Source organism: Pseudomonas danubii, assembly GCF_042980055.1.
GTDB lineage: Bacteria > Pseudomonadota > Gammaproteobacteria > Pseudomonadales > Pseudomonadaceae > Aquipseudomonas > Aquipseudomonas danubii.
The window spans coordinates 4,141,292-4,158,298 of sequence record NZ_CP116502.1; the positions used below are offsets into that span (position 1 = coordinate 4,141,292).

The window sequence follows — 17,007 nt, forward strand, 5'->3', positions numbered from 1 at the left end:
GCTGTGCCGGCGCCTGCCGGTGTGGCACCGCGACGAGGATTCACAGATGAAAGCGCTCACCCGCAAGCACGGTTGTTCTTTCCTGGCCCTGAGCCTGGCCTTGGGTCTGACCCTGGGCCAGCCGCTGATTCACAACAAGGCCCAGGCAGCCCCCGACATGGTGGTCGTGGCGTACGGCGGAGCCGGACAAAAAGCCCAGGACGTGGCGTTGTTCCAACCCTTCAGCAAGGCCGATGGCAGCAAGCTGATCCAGAGCGAATACAACGGCGAAATGGCCCGGATCAAGGTCATGGTCGACACCGGCAACGTCGACTGGGACCTGGTGCAGATCGAAGGCCCGGACCTGATGCGCGGCTGCGACGAAGGCATGTACGAATCCCTGGACTGGAAGGCCCTGGGCCGCGCCGACCAGCTGATTGCCGACGCCGCCCAGCCCTGCGGCTCGGCGGTGCTGGTGTGGAGCGTGGCCATAGCTTATGACCGCAACAAGCTGGCCAAGGCCCCGACATCCTGGGCGGATTTCTGGGACGTCAAGCAGTTCCCCGGCAAGCGCGGCCTGCGCAAACGCGCGGTGTACAACCTGGAATTCGCCCTGATGGCTGACGGGGTCAAGGTCGAGGACGTGTACAAGGTCCTGGCCACGCCGCAAGGGGTGGAACGGGCCTTCGCCAAGCTGACCGAGCTCAAGCCCTACATCCAGTGGTGGGAAGCCGGAGCCCAGCCGGGCCAGTGGCTGGCCGCCGGTGATGTGGTGATGACCTCCAGCTACAGCGGGCGTATCGCCGTGGCGGCCCAGGCCGGCGCGTCCCAGGCGGTGGTCTGGCCCGGCAGCCTGTACGGCATGGATTACTGGGCGATCATCAAGGGCTCGAAACACGTGGATCAGGCCAAGCGTTTCATCGCCTTCGCCAACCGCCCCGAGGTCCAGGTCGACTACGTCAAGCAGATCCCCTATGGCCCGACCAACACCCTGGCCGCGGCCAAGCTCGACCCGGCGTTGGCGCAGTGGGTGCCGACCTCGGAACAGAACCTCAAGGACGCCCTGGCGATGAACGTGGAGTTCTGGGTCGATCATGGCGAAGAGCTGGAAGAGCGCTTCAACGCCTGGGCCAGCAAGTAAGCGCAACGGGCTGGACGCCTGCGGGCGTCCGGTCCTATTGTTTGCCGGCTCTTTTTACCGACCCTGTTTGCCCGACCACCTGCCTGGAGGACTCCAACAATGAACAATATCGCTCCCAGCCCCCACGCCCTGACCGAGCGCAGCGCCACCGAACAGCGCCTGCGCGAAGAGCTGGCGGCCTGTTACCGGTTGATCGCGCACTTTCGCATGACCGACCTGATCTTCACCCATATCTCGGTGCGCCTGCCCGGGCCCGAGCATCACTTCCTGATCAACCCCTACGGCTTGATGTTCGATGAAATCACCGCCTCCAATCTGGTGAAGATCGACCTCAAAGGCGAGGCTGTGGAGCCGTCGCCGTACCCGGTGAACCCGGCGGGCTTCGTGATCCACAGCGCGATTCATGGCGCCCGGGAAGATGCCCAGTGCGTGCTGCACACCCACACCAAGGCCGGTTGTGCGGTGGCGGCGCTCAAATGCGGCTTGCTGCCGGTGAACCAGATTTCCATGGAGTTTTATGGCCGCGTGGCCTACCACGATTACGAAGGTGTGGCCCTGGACCTGAGCGAGCAGCAACGGCTGGTGGCTGACCTGGGCGACAAGAGCGTGCTGATGCTGCGCAACCATGGCTTGCTCACCGTGGGTGAAACCGTGAGCCAGGCGTTTTTGCGCATGTACTACCTGGAGAAAGCCTGCGAGATCCAACTGGCGGCCCAGGCGGCGGGGGAGATCGTGCTACCGCCGGACGCGGTCTGTGCCCACACCGAACGCCAATTCAACGACCCGGGCCGGCCTTTGCAGGAAGGCGAACTCAACGACCCGGACGCCATGCAACTGGCCTGGGCAGCGTTGCTGCGCCTGCTGGAGCGCATCGCCCCCGACTACCGCGCCTGACCCCCCGTGGGTTTGTATCTACCTGTAGCCGCTGCTGAGCCCTGGCGAAGCTGCGAAAAGGCCCGCAGGGCCTTGCTTGGCGATCTCCAGCCGAACCTGTGTCGTCTTCAAGATCGTTGCGTCCCTACGACGGAGTGCCGCCCAGACCGTGCGCAGCCTTCGGCAGCGGCTACAGGGACCGCGCCGTTTGTTGTCTTTGTCACGGTGCTCCCGGCTTTGTCATGTGTAGCCGCTGCTGAGCCCTGGCGAAGCTGCGAAAAGGCCCGCAGGGCCTTGCTTGGCGATCTCCAGCCGAACCTGTGTCGTCTTCAAGATCGTTGCGTCCCTACGACGGAATGCCGCCCAGACCGTTCGCAGCCTGCGGCAGCGGCCACAGGAAGCGGTGCGGCTTGGGCGGTCACACAAACGCTGGATCGCCACGAAAGGCCTGTTGTACAGTCGTTCAGTTTCAATTTCCCGCCACCGTCCAAGGAACCCGCCCCATGAGCCAGGAAGCGCGCTTTTCCCGTCTGGAACCCGACCTGCGCAAGGCCGAGCTGATCGAGGCGACCCTGACCTGTCTCAAGCGCCACGGTTTTCAGGGGGCGTCGATCCGCAAGATCTCCGCCGAGGCCGGGGTCTCGGTGGGGCTGATCAGCCATCACTACGCCGGCAAGGACGAGTTGGTGGCCCAGGCGTATCGGGCGGTCACCGGGCGGGTCATGAGCCTGCTGCGCGAAGCCATGGAGCAGGCCGCGCCCACTCCTCGGCAACGGTTGTCGGCGTTCTTTCGCGCCTCGTTCTGCGCCGAACTGCTGGACCCCAAGCTGCTGGACGCCTGGCTGGCGTTCTGGGGCGCGGTAAAGACCGCCGAGGCGATCAACCTGGCCCATGAACATTCCTACGGCGAATACCGCAACGAGCTGGCCAGCCTGCTGACCCGCTTGGCCGGGGAGCAGGGCTGGGCGCAGTTCGACGCCGATCTGGCGGCCATCAGCCTCAGCGCCTTGCTCGACGGCCTGTGGCTGGAGTCCGGGCTCAACCCCGGGACCTTCAACCCGCAGCAGGGCGTGCAGATCTGCGAAGCCTGGGTCGAGGGCTTGCTGGCCAGCCAGGGGCGCGGGTTTATCAGGCCGACATAGGGCTGTTGATCGGTTGTTCAGTAATGGCTAGGCTGCTGCGCACACGGTTTCTTTTCTAATAAAAATAATCAGGAAACAGGCGATGACTCCTCGGGTTTTGATCGTCGACGACGATCCGCTGATTCGCGAACTGCTTCAGGCTTATCTCTCCCAGGAAGGCTACGACGTGCACTGCGCTGCCACCGCGGAGCAGGCGGAGAGCTTTCTCGGCCAGCACACGGTGGACCTGCTGATGCTGGACATCCGCCTGCCGGGCAAGGACGGCCTGACCCTGACCCGGGAACTGCGGGTGCGCTCGGAAGTGGGGATCATCCTGATCACCGGGCGCAACGACGACATCGACCGCATCGTCGGCCTGGAATGTGGCGCCGACGACTACGTGATCAAACCCCTCAATCCGCGCGAGCTGGTGTCCCGAGCCAAGAATCTGGTGCGTCGGGTGCGTCATGCGCGCCAGCCGCAACCCCAGGCGTCGAGCCCGAGCCCGGTCAAGCAGTTCGCCGACTGGGCCCTGGACACCGACCGCCGTCGGCTGATCGATGCCGGGGGCGCTGAAACCCTGCTGACCCATGGCGAGTACCAACTGCTCAGCGTGTTCCTGCGCAACAGCGGTCACACTCTGAGCCGCGACCAGTTGATGGACCAGATCCGCAACCGTGAATGGGTGCCCAGCGACCGTTCCATCGACGTGCTGGTGGGCCGCCTGCGGCGCAAGCTGCACGACGACCCGGCCGAGCCGGAGCTGATCATCACCATCCACGGTGCCGGTTACCTGTTCACCGCCAGCGTGGCCGCCTGAATTGCTGCGCCGCGCACTGGGTCTGTGCCTGTGCCTGATCCTGCTGGCCGGCCCGACGTTCGCTGAACCCCGGCCCGTGCTGCGTTATTGCGACTACCCGGTGTACCCGCCGATCTCCTGGAGCGACGGCCAGCAAGTGCGCGGGCTGGCGCCGACCCTGGTGCGTCATGTGCTGGGGGACCTGGGTTATCAGGTGCAGGTGGTGGTGCTGGGCAACTGGAAGCGCTGCCTGCTGGACGCCGCCGCGGGCCGGGTGGATGTGGTGCTGGCCTACAGCACCAGCCAGCGCCAGCAGGACCTGCTGTTTTCCCAGGTGCCGGTGCTGCGCGAAGAAGTGGCGCTGTTCGTCAACCGTCGCCATCTGCCACGCTTTGCGCACTTGCAGGACTTGCGGGCCTATCGCGGCGGCCTGCTGTTCGGCGAGAGCTACGGCCAGGATTTCGACCGCGAAGTGGTGCAGCACGGCAACATCGAATGGGTCTCCAGCAGTCAGCAGAACTTCGGCAAGCTGATTCGCCAGCGCATCGATTTCATCCCCCATGAACGCCGCACCGGGCAGCTGTTTATCGAGCAACTGCCGGGGGCCCAAGACATCATCGCCTTGCCCCAGGCGGTGAGCGTCGACTACCTGCGCCTGGCGGTGTCGCGCCATTCGCCCCTGGCGCCGCGCATGGCCGAGATCGACGCCCGCTTGCAGCAGCAGGTGGACAGCGGCGCGGTGCAGCGCTGGCTGGCGCAAAGCCAGGACGACTACCGCGCCATGCTCAAGGCGCAACGGGGGACGGCGCCATGATCCCCCTGCGTTCCGCCGGCCTGTTGCGCCGCCTGCTGCTGTTTATCCTGCTGTTCAGCCTGTGCTTCACCGTGCTCGCCAGCAGCGTGCAGCTGTACTTCGAATACCGCCGGGAAATGCGCGACATCGACAGCCGCATGGAGCTGATTCGCGCCGGTTACCTGGGCAGCCTGGAACGCAACCTGTGGGACCTCAACCAGGAGCAGCTGACCGTGCAGTTGCAGGGGCTGGTGGACTTTTCCGACGTGGCCCGGGTGCACTTGATCAGCAACGATTTCGACTTGCAGCAGGGCAGCGCCGAGCTGATCGGGCCGTTGCGGGTGGAGCGTTTTCCCTTGAGCTATCAACCGCCGTCCGGGCCCTTGCGCCAGTTGGGCGAGTTGCAGGTCAGCACCGATCTGGGGGCGGTGTATCGGCGCCTGTACGCCACCGGGCTGGCCAGCCTGTTGTGGATGAGCGTGTTTCTCTGCGGGTTGGCGGTGGCCTTGTCCGGGCTGTTCTACCGTCTGGTGACCCGGCACCTGCAAGTGATGGCCGATTTCGCCCGGCGTGTGGCGGCCGGCGAGCTGCACGAGCCCCTGCACCTGGACAAGCGCCAGCGCCCCGGCGGCGACGAGATCGACACCGTAGCCCGGGCCCTGGACGACATGCGCCGGGCAGTGCTCGACGACGTGCAGCGCCGCGAAGCCGACCGCCTGGCCTTGCAGGACAAGCGCGACGAATTGCAGAAAATGGTCCAGCGCCGCACCGCCAGCCTGATGCACGCCAAGGACGAGGCCGAAGCCGCCAACCTCGCCAAGTCGCGCTTTCTGGCGACCATGAGCCACGAACTGCGCACCCCGTTGAACGGCATCCTCGGCATGGCCGAACTGTTGCGTCAGGCGCCCCTGGATCAGCAGGACCGCCAACGCTTGCAGGCCTTGCATCAGGCCGGGGAGGGCCTGCTGAGCATCCTCAACGAAGTGCTGTCCTTTGCTCGGTTGGAAGAGGGCGAAAGCCGCCCGGAAGTGCGGGACTTCTCCCTGCGTCAGTTGCTGGAAGAAGTCACCACCTTGTTGCAGCCCCGGGCCGAGGCCAACCGCACCCGCCTGGAATTGCACATTGACGAACAACTGGCGCCGCGTCAGCAGGGCGCCGAGCAGTACCTGCGCCAGGTGCTGAGCAACCTGCTGGCCAACGCCATTCGTTTTACCGAAGACGGCTGGGTGCGGGTCGAGGTGCAGGTGCTCGACAGCACCGCCGAGGGCCAGCGCCTGCGCTGCTGCGTGCGCGACAACGGCATCGGCATTGCCGCGTCGATGCGCGAGAAGATCTTCGAGCGTTTCGTCCAGGCCAGTGACGAGGTGACCCGGCGCTATGGCGGCACCGGCCTGGGATTGGCCATCTGCAGGCACCTGCTGCAGCAACTGGACGGACGCATCGGTGTGGACAGCGAGCTGGGGCAGGGCAGTTGTTTCTGGTTCGAGCTGGCGTTGGGCATCGGCCAGGAGCCCTTGTCGGTGCCCGCGCTTGAGTTGTCGACGCAGGGGTTGAAAATCCTGGTGGTGGAAGACGTGGCCCTGAATCGCGAAGTGGCCAGCGGACTGCTTGAGCGTGACGGCCATCAGGTGTGGCTGGCGCAAGACGGTGAAAGCGCCCTGGCCCTGTGTCAGCAGCAAGCCTTCGACCTGTTGCTGCTGGATGTGCACTTGCCGGGCATCAGCGGAGTCGAGCTGTGCCGCGAGATCCGCCAGCGTCCCGGGCCCAACCGGCAGGTGCGCATTGTCGCCCTGACCGCCAGCGTCCAGCCGTCCGTGGTGCGCGGTTATCTGCAGGCCGGGATGCAGGGCATTCTTGGCAAGCCGTTGCAGTTGGAGAGCCTGCGGCAGGTGTTGGCTGGGCAGGTGCAGATGCCGCAGGCCGACACTGAGGAGGGCTTGCTCGACCAGGGCTTGCTGGACACCCATCGCAGCCTGTTGGGCGAGCAGAAATTGCACAGCCTGCTTCAAGTCCTGGCCGATGCCCTGGATCAGCAACTGCCCCTGCTGACCGATGCCCTGGCCGCCGAAGACTGCACCGAAGTCCAGCACCTGGCCCATCGCCTGGCGGGCAGCGCCGATTCCCTGGGCTTCTGCGCCCTGGCCCGGGTGCTGCGGGAAGTGGAGGAGGCGGCGCAGCAGACGGATCGCCCGGCGCTGACGGCCCTGGCGGCGCGCCTGCATCCGTCATGGCAACAGTCCCGGGCCTTGCTGCACCAGCTGTTGGCGGCCTGACGTACAAAATCCTTACGACTTTTTACATCTTCGATCCTGGCGTTCAATCCGAACTTACATGGCTTTCCAATAATCGCTTGAGCCGCGCCCGCCGCGGTCTTCGAAGCTTATTGGAGATAATAATAATGAACTGCCTGCAAGCTGCTTCCGCCTTCCGCCACACCCCTTCGCTCCGCGCCCCGCGCCTTACCGACTGCTGAGGTGCGCCATGACAACCACCACTGAACGTAAAGGCATCCACCTGACCCGCTCCTTGAAGAGCCGGCACATTTTCATGCTGTCCCTGGGCGGCGTGATCGGCACCGGGCTGTTCATGGGCTCCGGGGTCACCATCAACCAGGGCGGCCCCTGGGGGGCGATCCTCTCTTATTTGGTGGCCGGGTTCCTGATGTACCTGGTGATGGTCTGCCTCGGCGAGCTGTCGGTGCAGATGCCGGTGTCCGGCTCGTTCCAGGCCCACGCCACCAAGTACATCGGCCCGGCCACCGGCTTCATGATCGGCTGGGTCTACTGGATGAGCTGGGCCACCACCGTGGGCCTGGAGTTCACCGCCGCCGGCATGCTGATGCAGCGCTGGTTCCCCGACGTGCCGATCTGGTACTGGTCGGCGCTGTTCGTGGCCTTGCTGTTCGGCATCAACGCGCTGGCCACCCGCGCCTTTGGCGAGGCCGAATACTGGTTTGCCGGGATCAAGGTGCTCGCGATCCTGAGCTTTATCGTGGTCGGCGCGCTGGTGATCTTCGGCGTCATCGACCTGCCCAGCGGCGCCCCGGCGCCGATGTTCGACAACCTCAAGGGCGACTCCCTGTTCCCCAACGGCCTGCCGGCGGTGTTCGCGGTGATGATGACCGTGGTCTACGCCTTCCAGGGCTGCGAGATCATGGGCGTGGCCGCTGGCGAAACCGACCAGCCGGAAAAAAGCATTCCGCGTGCCGTGCGCAACGTGGTGTTCCGCGTGCTGATCTTCTACGTCCTGGCGGTGATGGTGCTGGCGGCGATCATTCCCTGGCAGCAAGCCGGGCTGGTGGAAAGCCCCTTCGTCCAGGTGTTCGACATGGTGGGTATTCCCTACGCCGCCGACCTGATGAACTTCGTGATCCTCACGGCGATTCTTTCGGTGGGCAACTCCGGGTTGTATGCCTCCACGCGCATCCTCTGGGCCATGTCCAAATCCGGCATGGCGCCCAAGGCCCTGTCGCCCCTGAGCAAACAGGGCGTGCCCCTGCGTGCCTTGTTCATCACTCTGTGCTTTGCCCTGATCTCGTTGATGACCAGCTTTATCGCTGCCGACACCCTGTTCATGGTGCTGATGGCCGTGAGCGGCATGGCCGGCACCGTGACCTGGATCGTCATCGCCCTGGCGCAGTACCGCTTTCGTCGCCAGTTCCTGCGCGAAGGGGGGCAACTGGAGCAGCTCAAGTACCGCGCGCCGTGGTTTCCCCTGGTGCCATTGCTGTGCATCGTGCTGTGCAGCTCGTTGTTTGTGTTTCTGGCTATGGATGAAACACAGCGGCCGTCGTTGTATTGGGGTTCGGGTTTTATTGCTCTGTGCTATGGCGCCTATTACCTGATGCAGCGCAAGCGTCAATTGCAACCTGTAGCGGCGGTTTAGGAGCCGGCTTGTCGGCGAAGGGGCCCGGGGGGCGGGCAGCGTCTGGGTGGGCGCCTTCGCTGGTCTTTGCGGCTTGAGGGGCGGGGTACATATCCGTTGCTGCGGTTATGGCCGCTGGTGGTTTTGCTTTTATGGCGGGGAGTGGGGGCATATCCGTTGCTGCGGTAACGGCCACTTAGGGTTTCGCCCTTACGGCGAGTCCCTTTTTACAAACGCCTAAAAAGGAACCAAAAACGCTTGCCCCTCCATGGGCCCCTCGCTAGGGCTCGGGGTGCCCTCGCTTCGGCATTGCTCCGGGGGCCCGCCGCCAACCGGCCATCCATGGCCGGGTGGCGGCTAGCTCGGCATCCATGCCGAGCTGCCCCCTACGCAATGCCTACGCTCGGCCGGCTGGGAAGGGGCCTGAAGATCAAGATCAAGATCAAGATCAAAAGCCAAAGCCAAGGTGCGCAGGCTGGCTCTTTGTAGCCGCTGCCGAAGGCTGCGAAACCAGGCGACGCGATATGTCAGGAATATCGGGGAGGCAGGTTTAGCGTCTCCTGCGGAGCCGGTCGCAGCCTTCGGCAGCGGCTACATGTAACGCGAACGGCAATGAAACAGGCCGGCCGGCAGGCCGCCGTCAGATTTTGATCTTGCTTTTGATTTTGATCTGAGCGCCCCGTTAACCACGATGGCCGAACGCAGGCATTGATCCGTGGGTAACCCGGCAGGGATGCCGGGTTAGCCGCCACCCGGCCATGGATGGCCGGTTGGCGGCGGCCCACGGATCAATGCCGGAGTGAGGGCATGCCGAGCCTAGGCGAGGCACCGAGTGGAGGGGCAGAAGCGTTTTGCTTACTTTTGCGCTCTTCAAAAGTGAGCCGCTGTAAGAGCGGAACCGCCAGCGGCCGCACCCGCAGGAACGGATATGTACCCAACCCCCGCTGTAAAAGCGGAACCATAAGCCGCCGCACCCGCAGCAACGGATATGCCCACCAATCAGACCGCACCCTCATGTTTTACGACCGCTACGCGCCCGAGCGGGAGCAAGCGCCCTGGCCACAAAAAAAACTCCCCCACCCGCACTTTTGTCGAGGCTTGTTCGAAGTTGTAACAACCCCCACGCAACAACCGCCAATGCCTAGATTTTTACCTAATAAAAACAAAGGGATACTTCAAAAAGTCGACCAAAACTCCCCCCAAGCCCCCCAATTGCCGCCTTGTTGAACACTCGTTTAGTATCACCCTCAAGCCACCCCCTCACGCCAACCACAATAATTCGAGGACGCCCATGACCCTTTCATCGTCGCTGCTCAGCCGGATCGAAGCCGGCGTAGCCTGGATCACCCTCAACCGCCCGGCGCAACGCAACGCCCTTGACATCCCGACCCTCAAAGCGCTGCACAGCCTGCTGGACACCTGCAACAGCGACCCCAGCGTCCGAGCCGTGGTACTCACTGGCAGCGGCCGCAGTTTCTGCGCCGGTGCCGACCTGGCGGAGTGGGCCGAAGCCGAAGCCCGCGGCGCTCTGGAAAGCTACGGCTGGACCGAAACCGCCCACGCCTTGATGACCCGGCTGCACAGCCTGGACAAACCCACCATCGCCGCCATCAACGGCACCGCCGTGGGCGCGGGCATGGACCTGAGTCTGTGCTGCGACCTGCGGGTGGCGGCGCAGTCGGCGCGGTTCAAGGCCGGCTACACCAGCATGGCTTACTCGCCGGACGCCGGCGCCAGCTGGCACCTGCCGCGCTTGATCGGCAGCGAACAGGCCAAGCGCCTGCTGTTTCTCGATGAGTTGTGGAGCGCCGAACGGGCCCTGGCCGCCGGGCTGGTGGGCGAGGTGTGCGCCGACGATCAGCTGATTGCCAGCGTCAGTGAACTGGCTGCGCGCTTGGCAGCGGGCCCGACCTTTGCCTTTGCCCAGACCAAGAAGCTGATCCGCCAGGGTGCCGAGCGCAGTTTGCCGCAGCAGTTGGCGGCCGAGCTGGCCGCCGGCCTGTTGTGCGGGCGCAGCGCCGACGGCGCCGAAGCCCTGCGCGCCGCCACGGAAAAACGCCCGCCACGTTTCCAAGGTTTGTAGGAGCGGCCGGGCGGCGCTCGGTTTGCCGGCGAAAGGGTCCCCGGGCCATGCGCCCATTTTGTAGGAGCCGGCTTGCCGGCGAAGGCGCCCGCAAGAACAGCGCCTTATTCAAGTGCCTCTTCGCCAGCAAGCTGGCTCCTACGGGAAGGTTTTTTCGGCAGGCCGTACTGCCCGATCACTGGTTTTTTGCACTGTCACTCACTCACAGGTAGCGCCATGAATTTCCAACTCAGCCAAGAACAAGAAATGCTGGTGGACGCGGTTCGCAGTTTTGTCAGCAAGGAGTTGCTGCCCCACGAGGACGCGGTGGACCGCGCCGATGAGGTCAGTGCCGACCTCGCCGGGGAGATCCGCAGCAAGGCCATCGCCGCTGGTTTCTATGCCTTCAACATGCCCGAGGAAGTCGGCGGCGGCGGTCTGGACTACCTGTCCCAGGCGCTGATCGAGCGTGAACTGGCCAAGTGTTCCTGGGCCCTGCATGTGTTCGTGGCCCGGCCTTCGAAAATCCTCATGGCCTGCACCGGCTCGCAGATCGGCGACTACCTGCTGCCCTGCGTGCAAGGGCGCAAGGTCGACTGCTTCGCCCTGACCGAGCCCGGCGCCGGTTCCGACGCCAATGCGATCAAGACCCGCGCCGTGCGCGACGGCGGCGATTTTGTGCTCAACGGCAGCAAGCATTTCATCAGCCACGCCGGGCATGCGGATTTTGCCATTGTCTTTGCGGTCACCGGTACCTATGAGCACAACGGCCGCCAGCGCAACGCGGTGACTTCGTTCCTGGTGGACCGCGACACCCCGGGCCTGACCATCCGCCGTGGCCCCAAGTGCGTGAGCAACCGTGGCTACCACACCTTCGAGATGTTCTTCGACGACTGCCGGGTACCGGCTTCCAAGGTGCTGGGGGAGGTGGGCAAGGGCTGGGAAGTGGCCAACGCCTGGCTCACCGCCGGGCGGGTGATGGTGGCGGCCAACTGCGTGGGGCAGGCCCAGCGCGCCCTGGATGCCTCCCTGCAATGGGCGGCGGATCGCAAGCAGTTCGGCCAGGCCATCGGCAGCTACCAGGGGGTGTCGTTCAAGCTGGCAGACATGGCCACGCAGATCCGCGCCGCCGAGCTATTGACCCTGCACACCGCCTGGAAGATGGACCAGGGCAGCATGACCGACGGCGAGGCCGGCATGGCCAAGCTGTTCGCCAGTGAAGTGCTGGGCCGGGTCGCCGACGAGGCGGTGCAGATCTACGGCGGCATGGGCCTGATGGACGAAGGCCCGGTGGAACGCATCTGGCGCAATGCGCGGATCGAGCGCATCTGGGAAGGCACTTCGGAGATCCAGCGCCACATCATTTCCCGTGAACTGTTGCGGCCGCTGATGCGCTGAGCGCCCTGGAGAACTGCCGTCATGTCCCAGACCTTGCGTGACAATCTCAAACGCCTGCTGGCGCCCCGGCATCTGGCTTTCGTCGGTGGGCGCAGCATGGCCCGGGCCCTCAAGCGCTGCGCCGAAGGCGGTTTTGCCGGGCCCATGTGGCTGGTCAACCCGCAGCATGCCGAGCTCGATGGCGTGCCCTGCGTGGCCAGCATCGAACAACTGCCCTGCGGCCCGGATGCGGTGTTCGTCGCCACCAACCGCGAGCTGACCCTGACCTGCGTCGGGGCGCTGGCGGCCAAGGGCGCGGGCGGGGCGATCTGCTACGCCTCAGGCTTTGCCGAAACCGGTGCCCAGGGCCAGGCCCTGCAACAGCAACTGCTGCAGGCCGCAGGCGACATGGCGCTGCTGGGCCCCAACTGCTACGGCCTGCTGGATTACCTGCACAGCGCCGCGCTGTGGCCGGTGGCCCATGGCGGTCAACCCGTGGAACGCGGTGTGGCGGTGCTGACCCAGAGCGGCAACTTTGCCTACAACCTGTCCATGAGCGATCGCTCGCTGCCGGTGGCCTACATGGCGTCGGTGGGCAATCAGGCGCAGCTGGGTATTGCCGAGCTGATGGACGTGCTGCTGGACGAACCCCGGGTCACGGCCATCGGCCTGCATCTGGAGGGCCTGAAGAACGTGCCGGGTTTTGCCCGGGCGGCGCATAAAGCCCTGGAGAAGGGCATTCCGATCATTGCCCTGAAGACCGGGGTGTCGCAGATCGGCGCCGAACTGGCCTTGAGTCACACCAGTTCGCTGTCGGGTTCCGATGCCTTGTACGACGCGTTGTTCCAGCGCCTGGGGGTGATCCGGGTCAGCGGTCCGGTGAGCTTTGTCGAGACCTTGAAGGCAGCCTCTTGCGGGCAGTTGCCGGCCGGCCCGCACCTGATGGCCCTGGCCTGTTCGGGGGGCGATGCCGGGCTGATCGCCGACTACGCCGAGCGCAACGGCCTGCAGTTGCCCAAGCTGGATGCCGGGCAATGTGCGGAGCTGGCCGAGGTGCTGCCGGGCTACGCCAATCTGGTCAACCCGCTGGATTTCACCACGGCGATCTGGGGCGACGCCCAGGCCCTGCAAACCATGCTCGATAGCGCCCTGCGGACCGAGGCCGACAGCGCCATGCTGGTGCTGGATTACCCGGCTGAGTTCACTGGCGAGCGCAAGGAATGCGACCTGCTGCTGGAGCTGTTTTGCGCGGCGCTGCAACGCCACGGCAAGCGCGGTTTTGTCACTTCGGCCTTTCCCGAACTGCTGCCGGCCAGCGCCCGCGAGCGTTTGCATGCGCATGGCATTCCCGCCTTGCAAGGGGTGGAGGATGGCCTTGCCGCTTGGGGCCGGATCGTCGCCTATCAACAGCGACGCTCGGCGTTGCTGGCTCTGGGTGAATCAGCCCTGGTGCCATTGTGTCCGGCAGCCTTGGACGGCAGACATGTGCTGCTGGATGAGTGGCAGTCCAAACAGGCCTTGCGCGGCTTCGGCCTGAGCATCCCGGACGGTGTGTTGAGCACCCCCGAGCAGGCCTTGAGCGCGGCGGCTGCGGTCGGTTATCCGCTGGTGCTCAAGGCGGTCAGCGCGCAGTTGCCGCACAAGACCGAGGCCGGGGCGGTGTCCCTGAATCTCAAGGACCCTGAAGCCCTGGGTGCGGCCTTGCGCTTGATGCGCACGCGGATCGCCGAGCATGCGCCTGGGGTAGCCTTTGATCGGGTGTTGCTGGAACCCATGGCCGCGCCGCCCCTGGCGGAGCTGATTGTCGGCATCAAGCGTGAGAACGACTTCGCTCTGGCCCTGGTGATCGGTGCCGGCGGGGTGCTGGTGGAATTGCTCAAGGACAGTCGCAGCCTGCTGCTGCCCACCACCGAAGGGGCGATCCGCCAGGCCCTGCTCAGCCTGCGCAGTGCTGCCTTGCTGCAAGGTTTTCGCGGGCGTCCGACGGCTGATCTTGAAGCCCTGGTGGCGGCCATCGGCGCGGTGGCGGACTACGCCTGCGAGCACGCCGGGCAATTGCTGGAACTGGATGTGAACCCATTGTTGGTCGGTGCCCAAGGCACCGTCGCGGTCGATGCGTTGATTCGCCTTGGCCAGGCTTGAGGAGAGAGATATGCACGATCAGACCTTGACCGGTGGCCAGGCCCTGGTACGCCTGCTGGCCGGCTACGGCGTCGACACGGTGTTCGGCATTCCCGGGGTGCATACCCTGGAGCTGTATCGCGGCCTGCCCGGCAGCGGCATTCGTCATGTGCTGACCCGCCACGAGCAGGGCGCGGGCTTCATGGCCGACGGTTACGCCCGGGTCAGTGGCAAGCCCGGGGTGTGTTTCGTCATCAGCGGCCCGGGGGTGACCAACGTCGCCACCCCCATCGGCCAGGCCTACGCCGACTCGATCCCGCTGCTGGTGATTTCCAGCGTCAACCACAGCGCCAGCCTGGGCAAGGGCTGGGGTTCGCTGCATGAAACCCAGGATCAGCGGGCGATGACCGCGCCTATCACCGCGTTCTCGGCCTTGGCCCTGAGCCCGGAAGACTTGCCCGAGCTGATCGCCCGGGCCTTTGCCGTGTTCGACGGCGAGCGCCCGCGCCCGGTGCACATCAGCGTGCCCCTGGATGTGCTGGCGGCCAAGGTCGCCCGGGACTGGACAGGCGAGGTGCGGCGACGCCCCGCTCGCGGCCCGGCCGCCGCTGCGGATATCCAGCAGGCGGCAGACACACTGCGCAACGCCAAGCGGCCGATGATCATTGCCGGTGGCGGCGCGCTGCACGCCGCCGAGCAACTGCGGGCCCTGAGCACCCGGTTGGGCGCGGTGTTTTTCAGCAGCGTCGCCGGCAAGGGCCTGCTGCCGGAGGAGGCGCCGCTGAACGCCGGGGCGACCTTGTGTGTCGAGCCCGGCTGGCAGTTGATCGCTCAGGCCGACGTGGTGCTGGCGGTGGGCACCGAGATGGCCGACACCGACTACTGGCGCGAGCGCCTGCCGCTGAACGGCGAGCTGCTGCGCCTGGATATCGACCCGCGCAAGTTCAATGACTTCTACCCGTGTGCGGTGGCTTTGCACGGCGATGCCCGCGCCACCCTGGACGCCTTGCTCCAGGCCTTGCCACCCACACCGGCCGAAGCGGGGGCGGCGATTCACGCGGTGGCCGATCTGCGTCAGGCGGTGCAGAACGGGCAGGGGCCCTTGCAGCAGATTCATCGCTCGATCCTGCAACGGATTGCCGCCGAACTGCCGGAGCACGGCTTTATCGCCAGCGACATGACCCAACTGGCCTACAGCGGCAACTACCTGTACCCGAGCCGGGCCACCCGCAGTTGGTTGCATCCCACCGGCTACGGCACCCTCGGCTACGGCTTGCCGGCGGGCATCGGCGCCAAGCTCGGTGCCCCCGAGCGCCCGGGGCTGGTGCTGGTGGGCGACGGCGGTTTTCTCTACACGGTGCAGGAACTGGCCACGGCGGTGGAGGAGCTGGACAGCCCGCTGGTGGTGCTGCTGTGGAACAACGACGCACTGGGGCAGATCCGCGATGACATGCTGGATCTGAACATCGAACCCATCGGCGTGCTGCCGCGCAATCCGGATTTTGCCGCCCTGGCCCGGGCCTTTGGTTGCAGCGTCAGCCAGCCCGCCAGCCTCGATGAGTTGCAGCAGGAACTGCGCAGCAGCTTTGCCCGCAATGGCGTGACCCTGATCGAACTCAAGCACGCCTGCGCGCGTTGACCATCCCTTTTTGCCTGGAGCCTGAGCATGCGCTTTTCACAACTGACCCAACGTATTGCCGGAGACGGCGCCGCCGCCTGGGACATTCATTACCGGGCCCTGGCCAAACGCGAACGTGGCGAGGAAGTCTGGTTGCTGTCGGTGGGCGACCCGGATTTCGACACCCCCCAGCCCATCGTCCAGGCGGCCATCGACAGCCTGCAGGCCGGCCACACCCATTACGCCGATGTGCGCGGCAAGCGCGCCTTGCGTGAGGCCATTGCCCGGCGTCATCAGCAGCGCAGCGGGCAAGTGGTAAATGCCGAGCAAGTGGTGGTGCTGGCCGGTGCCCAGTGCGCCCTCTACAGCGTGGCCCAGTGCCTGCTGGACCCGGGCGATGAGGTGATCGTGGCCGAGCCGATGTACGTCACCTATGAAGCGGTGTTCGGTGCCTGCAATGCCCAGGTGGTGCCGCTGCCGGTGCGGGCCGAGGACGGCTTTCGGGTGCAGCCCGAGGCGGTTGCCGCGCGCATCACCGGCAAGACCCGGGCCCTGGTGCTCAACAGCCCGCACAACCCCACGGGCGCCAGTATCCCCCGGGCCACCTGGGAAGCCCTGGCGGCGCTGTGCATCGAACATGACCTGTGGCTGATCTGCGACGAGGTCTACAGCGAGCTGCTGTACGAGGGCGAACACGTCAGCCCGGCCAGCCTGCCGGGCATGGCCGAGCGCACCGCGACCCTCAACAGCCTGTCCAAGTCCCACGCCATGACCGGCTGGCGCCTGGGCTGGGTGGTGGCGCCGACGGCCCTGGCCGCGCACCTGGAAAACCTCGCCCTGTGCATGCTCTACGGCTCGCCGGAATTCATTCAGGACGCGGCCATCGTGGCCCTGGAGCAGCCCTTGCCGCAGTTGCGGGACATGGCCGAGGCCTATCGCCAGCGGCGGGATCTGGTCTGCGACTGTCTGGCCGATTGCCCTGGTGCCCGGCCGCTGAAGCCCGACGGCGGCATGTTCGTCATGGTCGACATTCGCGCCACCGGGCTCAGCGCCCAGGCCTTCAGCCAGCGCCTGCTGGACGAACAGGGTGTCTCGGTGCTGGCCGGCGAAGCCTTCGGCCCCAGCGCCGCTGGGCATATCCGCCTGGGGCTGGTGCTGCAGCCGGATGACCTGCGCGAGGCCTGTCGGCGCATTGCCCTGTGCGCTGAGCACTGCCTGAGCCGCCGCGAAGCTTGCGCCACTTTGCCCATTGTTTGAGG

General features: G+C 65.5%; 12 protein-coding genes. All 12 read left to right on the forward strand.

What is annotated here, in order from left to right; all coding sequences use genetic code 11:
• The first annotated feature begins 46 nt into the window (after positions 1-46).
• Positions 47-1,120, forward strand: a complete 1,074-nt coding sequence (locus tag PFZ56_RS19240) for an ABC transporter substrate-binding protein (RefSeq protein ID WP_170004276.1) — start codon at positions 47-49, stop codon at positions 1,118-1,120.
• Positions 1,121-1,219: 99 nt separating this feature from the next.
• Complete coding sequence (locus PFZ56_RS19245; RefSeq protein ID WP_170004278.1) at positions 1,220-2,014, forward strand: class II aldolase/adducin family protein; 795 nt, start codon at positions 1,220-1,222, stop codon at positions 2,012-2,014.
• A gap of 482 nt (positions 2,015-2,496) precedes the next feature.
• Positions 2,497-3,135: a transcriptional regulator BetI gene (betI, locus tag PFZ56_RS19250; protein WP_170004280.1), complete on the forward strand. Its 639-nt coding sequence runs from the start codon at positions 2,497-2,499 to the stop codon at positions 3,133-3,135.
• Between the two features lie 82 nt (positions 3,136-3,217).
• Positions 3,218-3,934, forward strand: a complete 717-nt coding sequence (locus PFZ56_RS19255; protein ID WP_047304616.1) for a response regulator — start codon at positions 3,218-3,220, stop codon at positions 3,932-3,934.
• A 1-nt stretch (position 3,935) separates the two neighbouring features.
• On the forward strand, positions 3,936-4,727 hold the full coding sequence (locus PFZ56_RS19260; protein ID WP_170004284.1) for an ABC transporter substrate-binding protein: 792 nt from the start codon (positions 3,936-3,938) through the stop codon (positions 4,725-4,727).
• Positions 4,724-6,979, forward strand: coding sequence for an ATP-binding protein (locus PFZ56_RS19265; protein WP_170004286.1), 2,256 nt, complete (start codon positions 4,724-4,726; stop codon positions 6,977-6,979). Before PFZ56_RS19260 ends, PFZ56_RS19265 begins: the two co-directional genes overlap by 4 nt.
• Positions 6,980-7,187: 208 nt before the next feature.
• Positions 7,188-8,591 carry an amino acid permease gene (locus PFZ56_RS19270; RefSeq protein ID WP_102879679.1) on the forward strand — a complete coding sequence of 468 codons (1,404 nt, stop codon included), beginning with the start codon at positions 7,188-7,190 and terminating at the stop codon, positions 8,589-8,591.
• 1,270 nt (positions 8,592-9,861) lie between these two features.
• Entirely contained in the window at positions 9,862-10,653 is a 792-nt protein-coding gene (locus PFZ56_RS19275) for an enoyl-CoA hydratase/isomerase family protein (protein ID WP_170005044.1), read from the forward strand.
• A gap of 216 nt (positions 10,654-10,869) precedes the next feature.
• A complete protein-coding gene (locus tag PFZ56_RS19280) occupies positions 10,870-12,030 on the forward strand; it encodes an acyl-CoA dehydrogenase family protein (RefSeq protein ID WP_125063254.1) in 1,161 nt (386 codons plus the stop codon).
• Between the two features lie 21 nt (positions 12,031-12,051).
• A complete protein-coding gene (locus PFZ56_RS19285; protein WP_170005045.1) occupies positions 12,052-14,151 on the forward strand; it encodes an acetate--CoA ligase family protein in 2,100 nt (699 codons plus the stop codon).
• A 10-nt stretch (positions 14,152-14,161) separates the two neighbouring features.
• Positions 14,162-15,769 (forward strand): 5-guanidino-2-oxopentanoate decarboxylase, encoded by a 1,608-nt coding sequence (locus PFZ56_RS19290; RefSeq protein ID WP_170005047.1) that lies wholly within the window; start codon positions 14,162-14,164, stop codon positions 15,767-15,769.
• Between the two features lie 27 nt (positions 15,770-15,796).
• On the forward strand, positions 15,797-17,005 hold the full coding sequence (locus PFZ56_RS19295) for a pyridoxal phosphate-dependent aminotransferase (RefSeq protein WP_170005049.1): 1,209 nt from the start codon (positions 15,797-15,799) through the stop codon (positions 17,003-17,005).
• The last annotated feature ends 2 nt before the right edge of the window (positions 17,006-17,007 follow it).

Bases quoted from the DNA above. Each gene is read 5' to 3' on its own strand.
- PFZ56_RS19280 (WP_125063254.1), top strand. From the start codon at position 10,870: ATGAATTTCCAACTCAGCCAAGAACAAGAAATGCTGGTGGACGCGGTT.
- PFZ56_RS19245 (WP_170004278.1), top strand. From the start codon at position 1,220: ATGAACAATATCGCTCCCAGCCCCCACGCCCTGACCGAGCGCAGCGCC.
- PFZ56_RS19265 (WP_170004286.1), top strand. From the start codon at position 4,724: ATGATCCCCCTGCGTTCCGCCGGCCTGTTGCGCCGCCTGCTGCTGTTT.
- betI (WP_170004280.1), top strand. From the start codon at position 2,497: ATGAGCCAGGAAGCGCGCTTTTCCCGTCTGGAACCCGACCTGCGCAAG.
- PFZ56_RS19240 (WP_170004276.1), top strand. From the start codon at position 47: ATGAAAGCGCTCACCCGCAAGCACGGTTGTTCTTTCCTGGCCCTGAGC.
- PFZ56_RS19255 (WP_047304616.1), top strand. From the start codon at position 3,218: ATGACTCCTCGGGTTTTGATCGTCGACGACGATCCGCTGATTCGCGAA.
- PFZ56_RS19290 (WP_170005047.1), top strand. From the start codon at position 14,162: ATGCACGATCAGACCTTGACCGGTGGCCAGGCCCTGGTACGCCTGCTG.
- PFZ56_RS19270 (WP_102879679.1), top strand. From the start codon at position 7,188: ATGACAACCACCACTGAACGTAAAGGCATCCACCTGACCCGCTCCTTG.
- PFZ56_RS19275 (WP_170005044.1), top strand. From the start codon at position 9,862: ATGACCCTTTCATCGTCGCTGCTCAGCCGGATCGAAGCCGGCGTAGCC.
- PFZ56_RS19295 (WP_170005049.1), top strand. From the start codon at position 15,797: ATGCGCTTTTCACAACTGACCCAACGTATTGCCGGAGACGGCGCCGCC.
- PFZ56_RS19285 (WP_170005045.1), top strand. From the start codon at position 12,052: ATGTCCCAGACCTTGCGTGACAATCTCAAACGCCTGCTGGCGCCCCGG.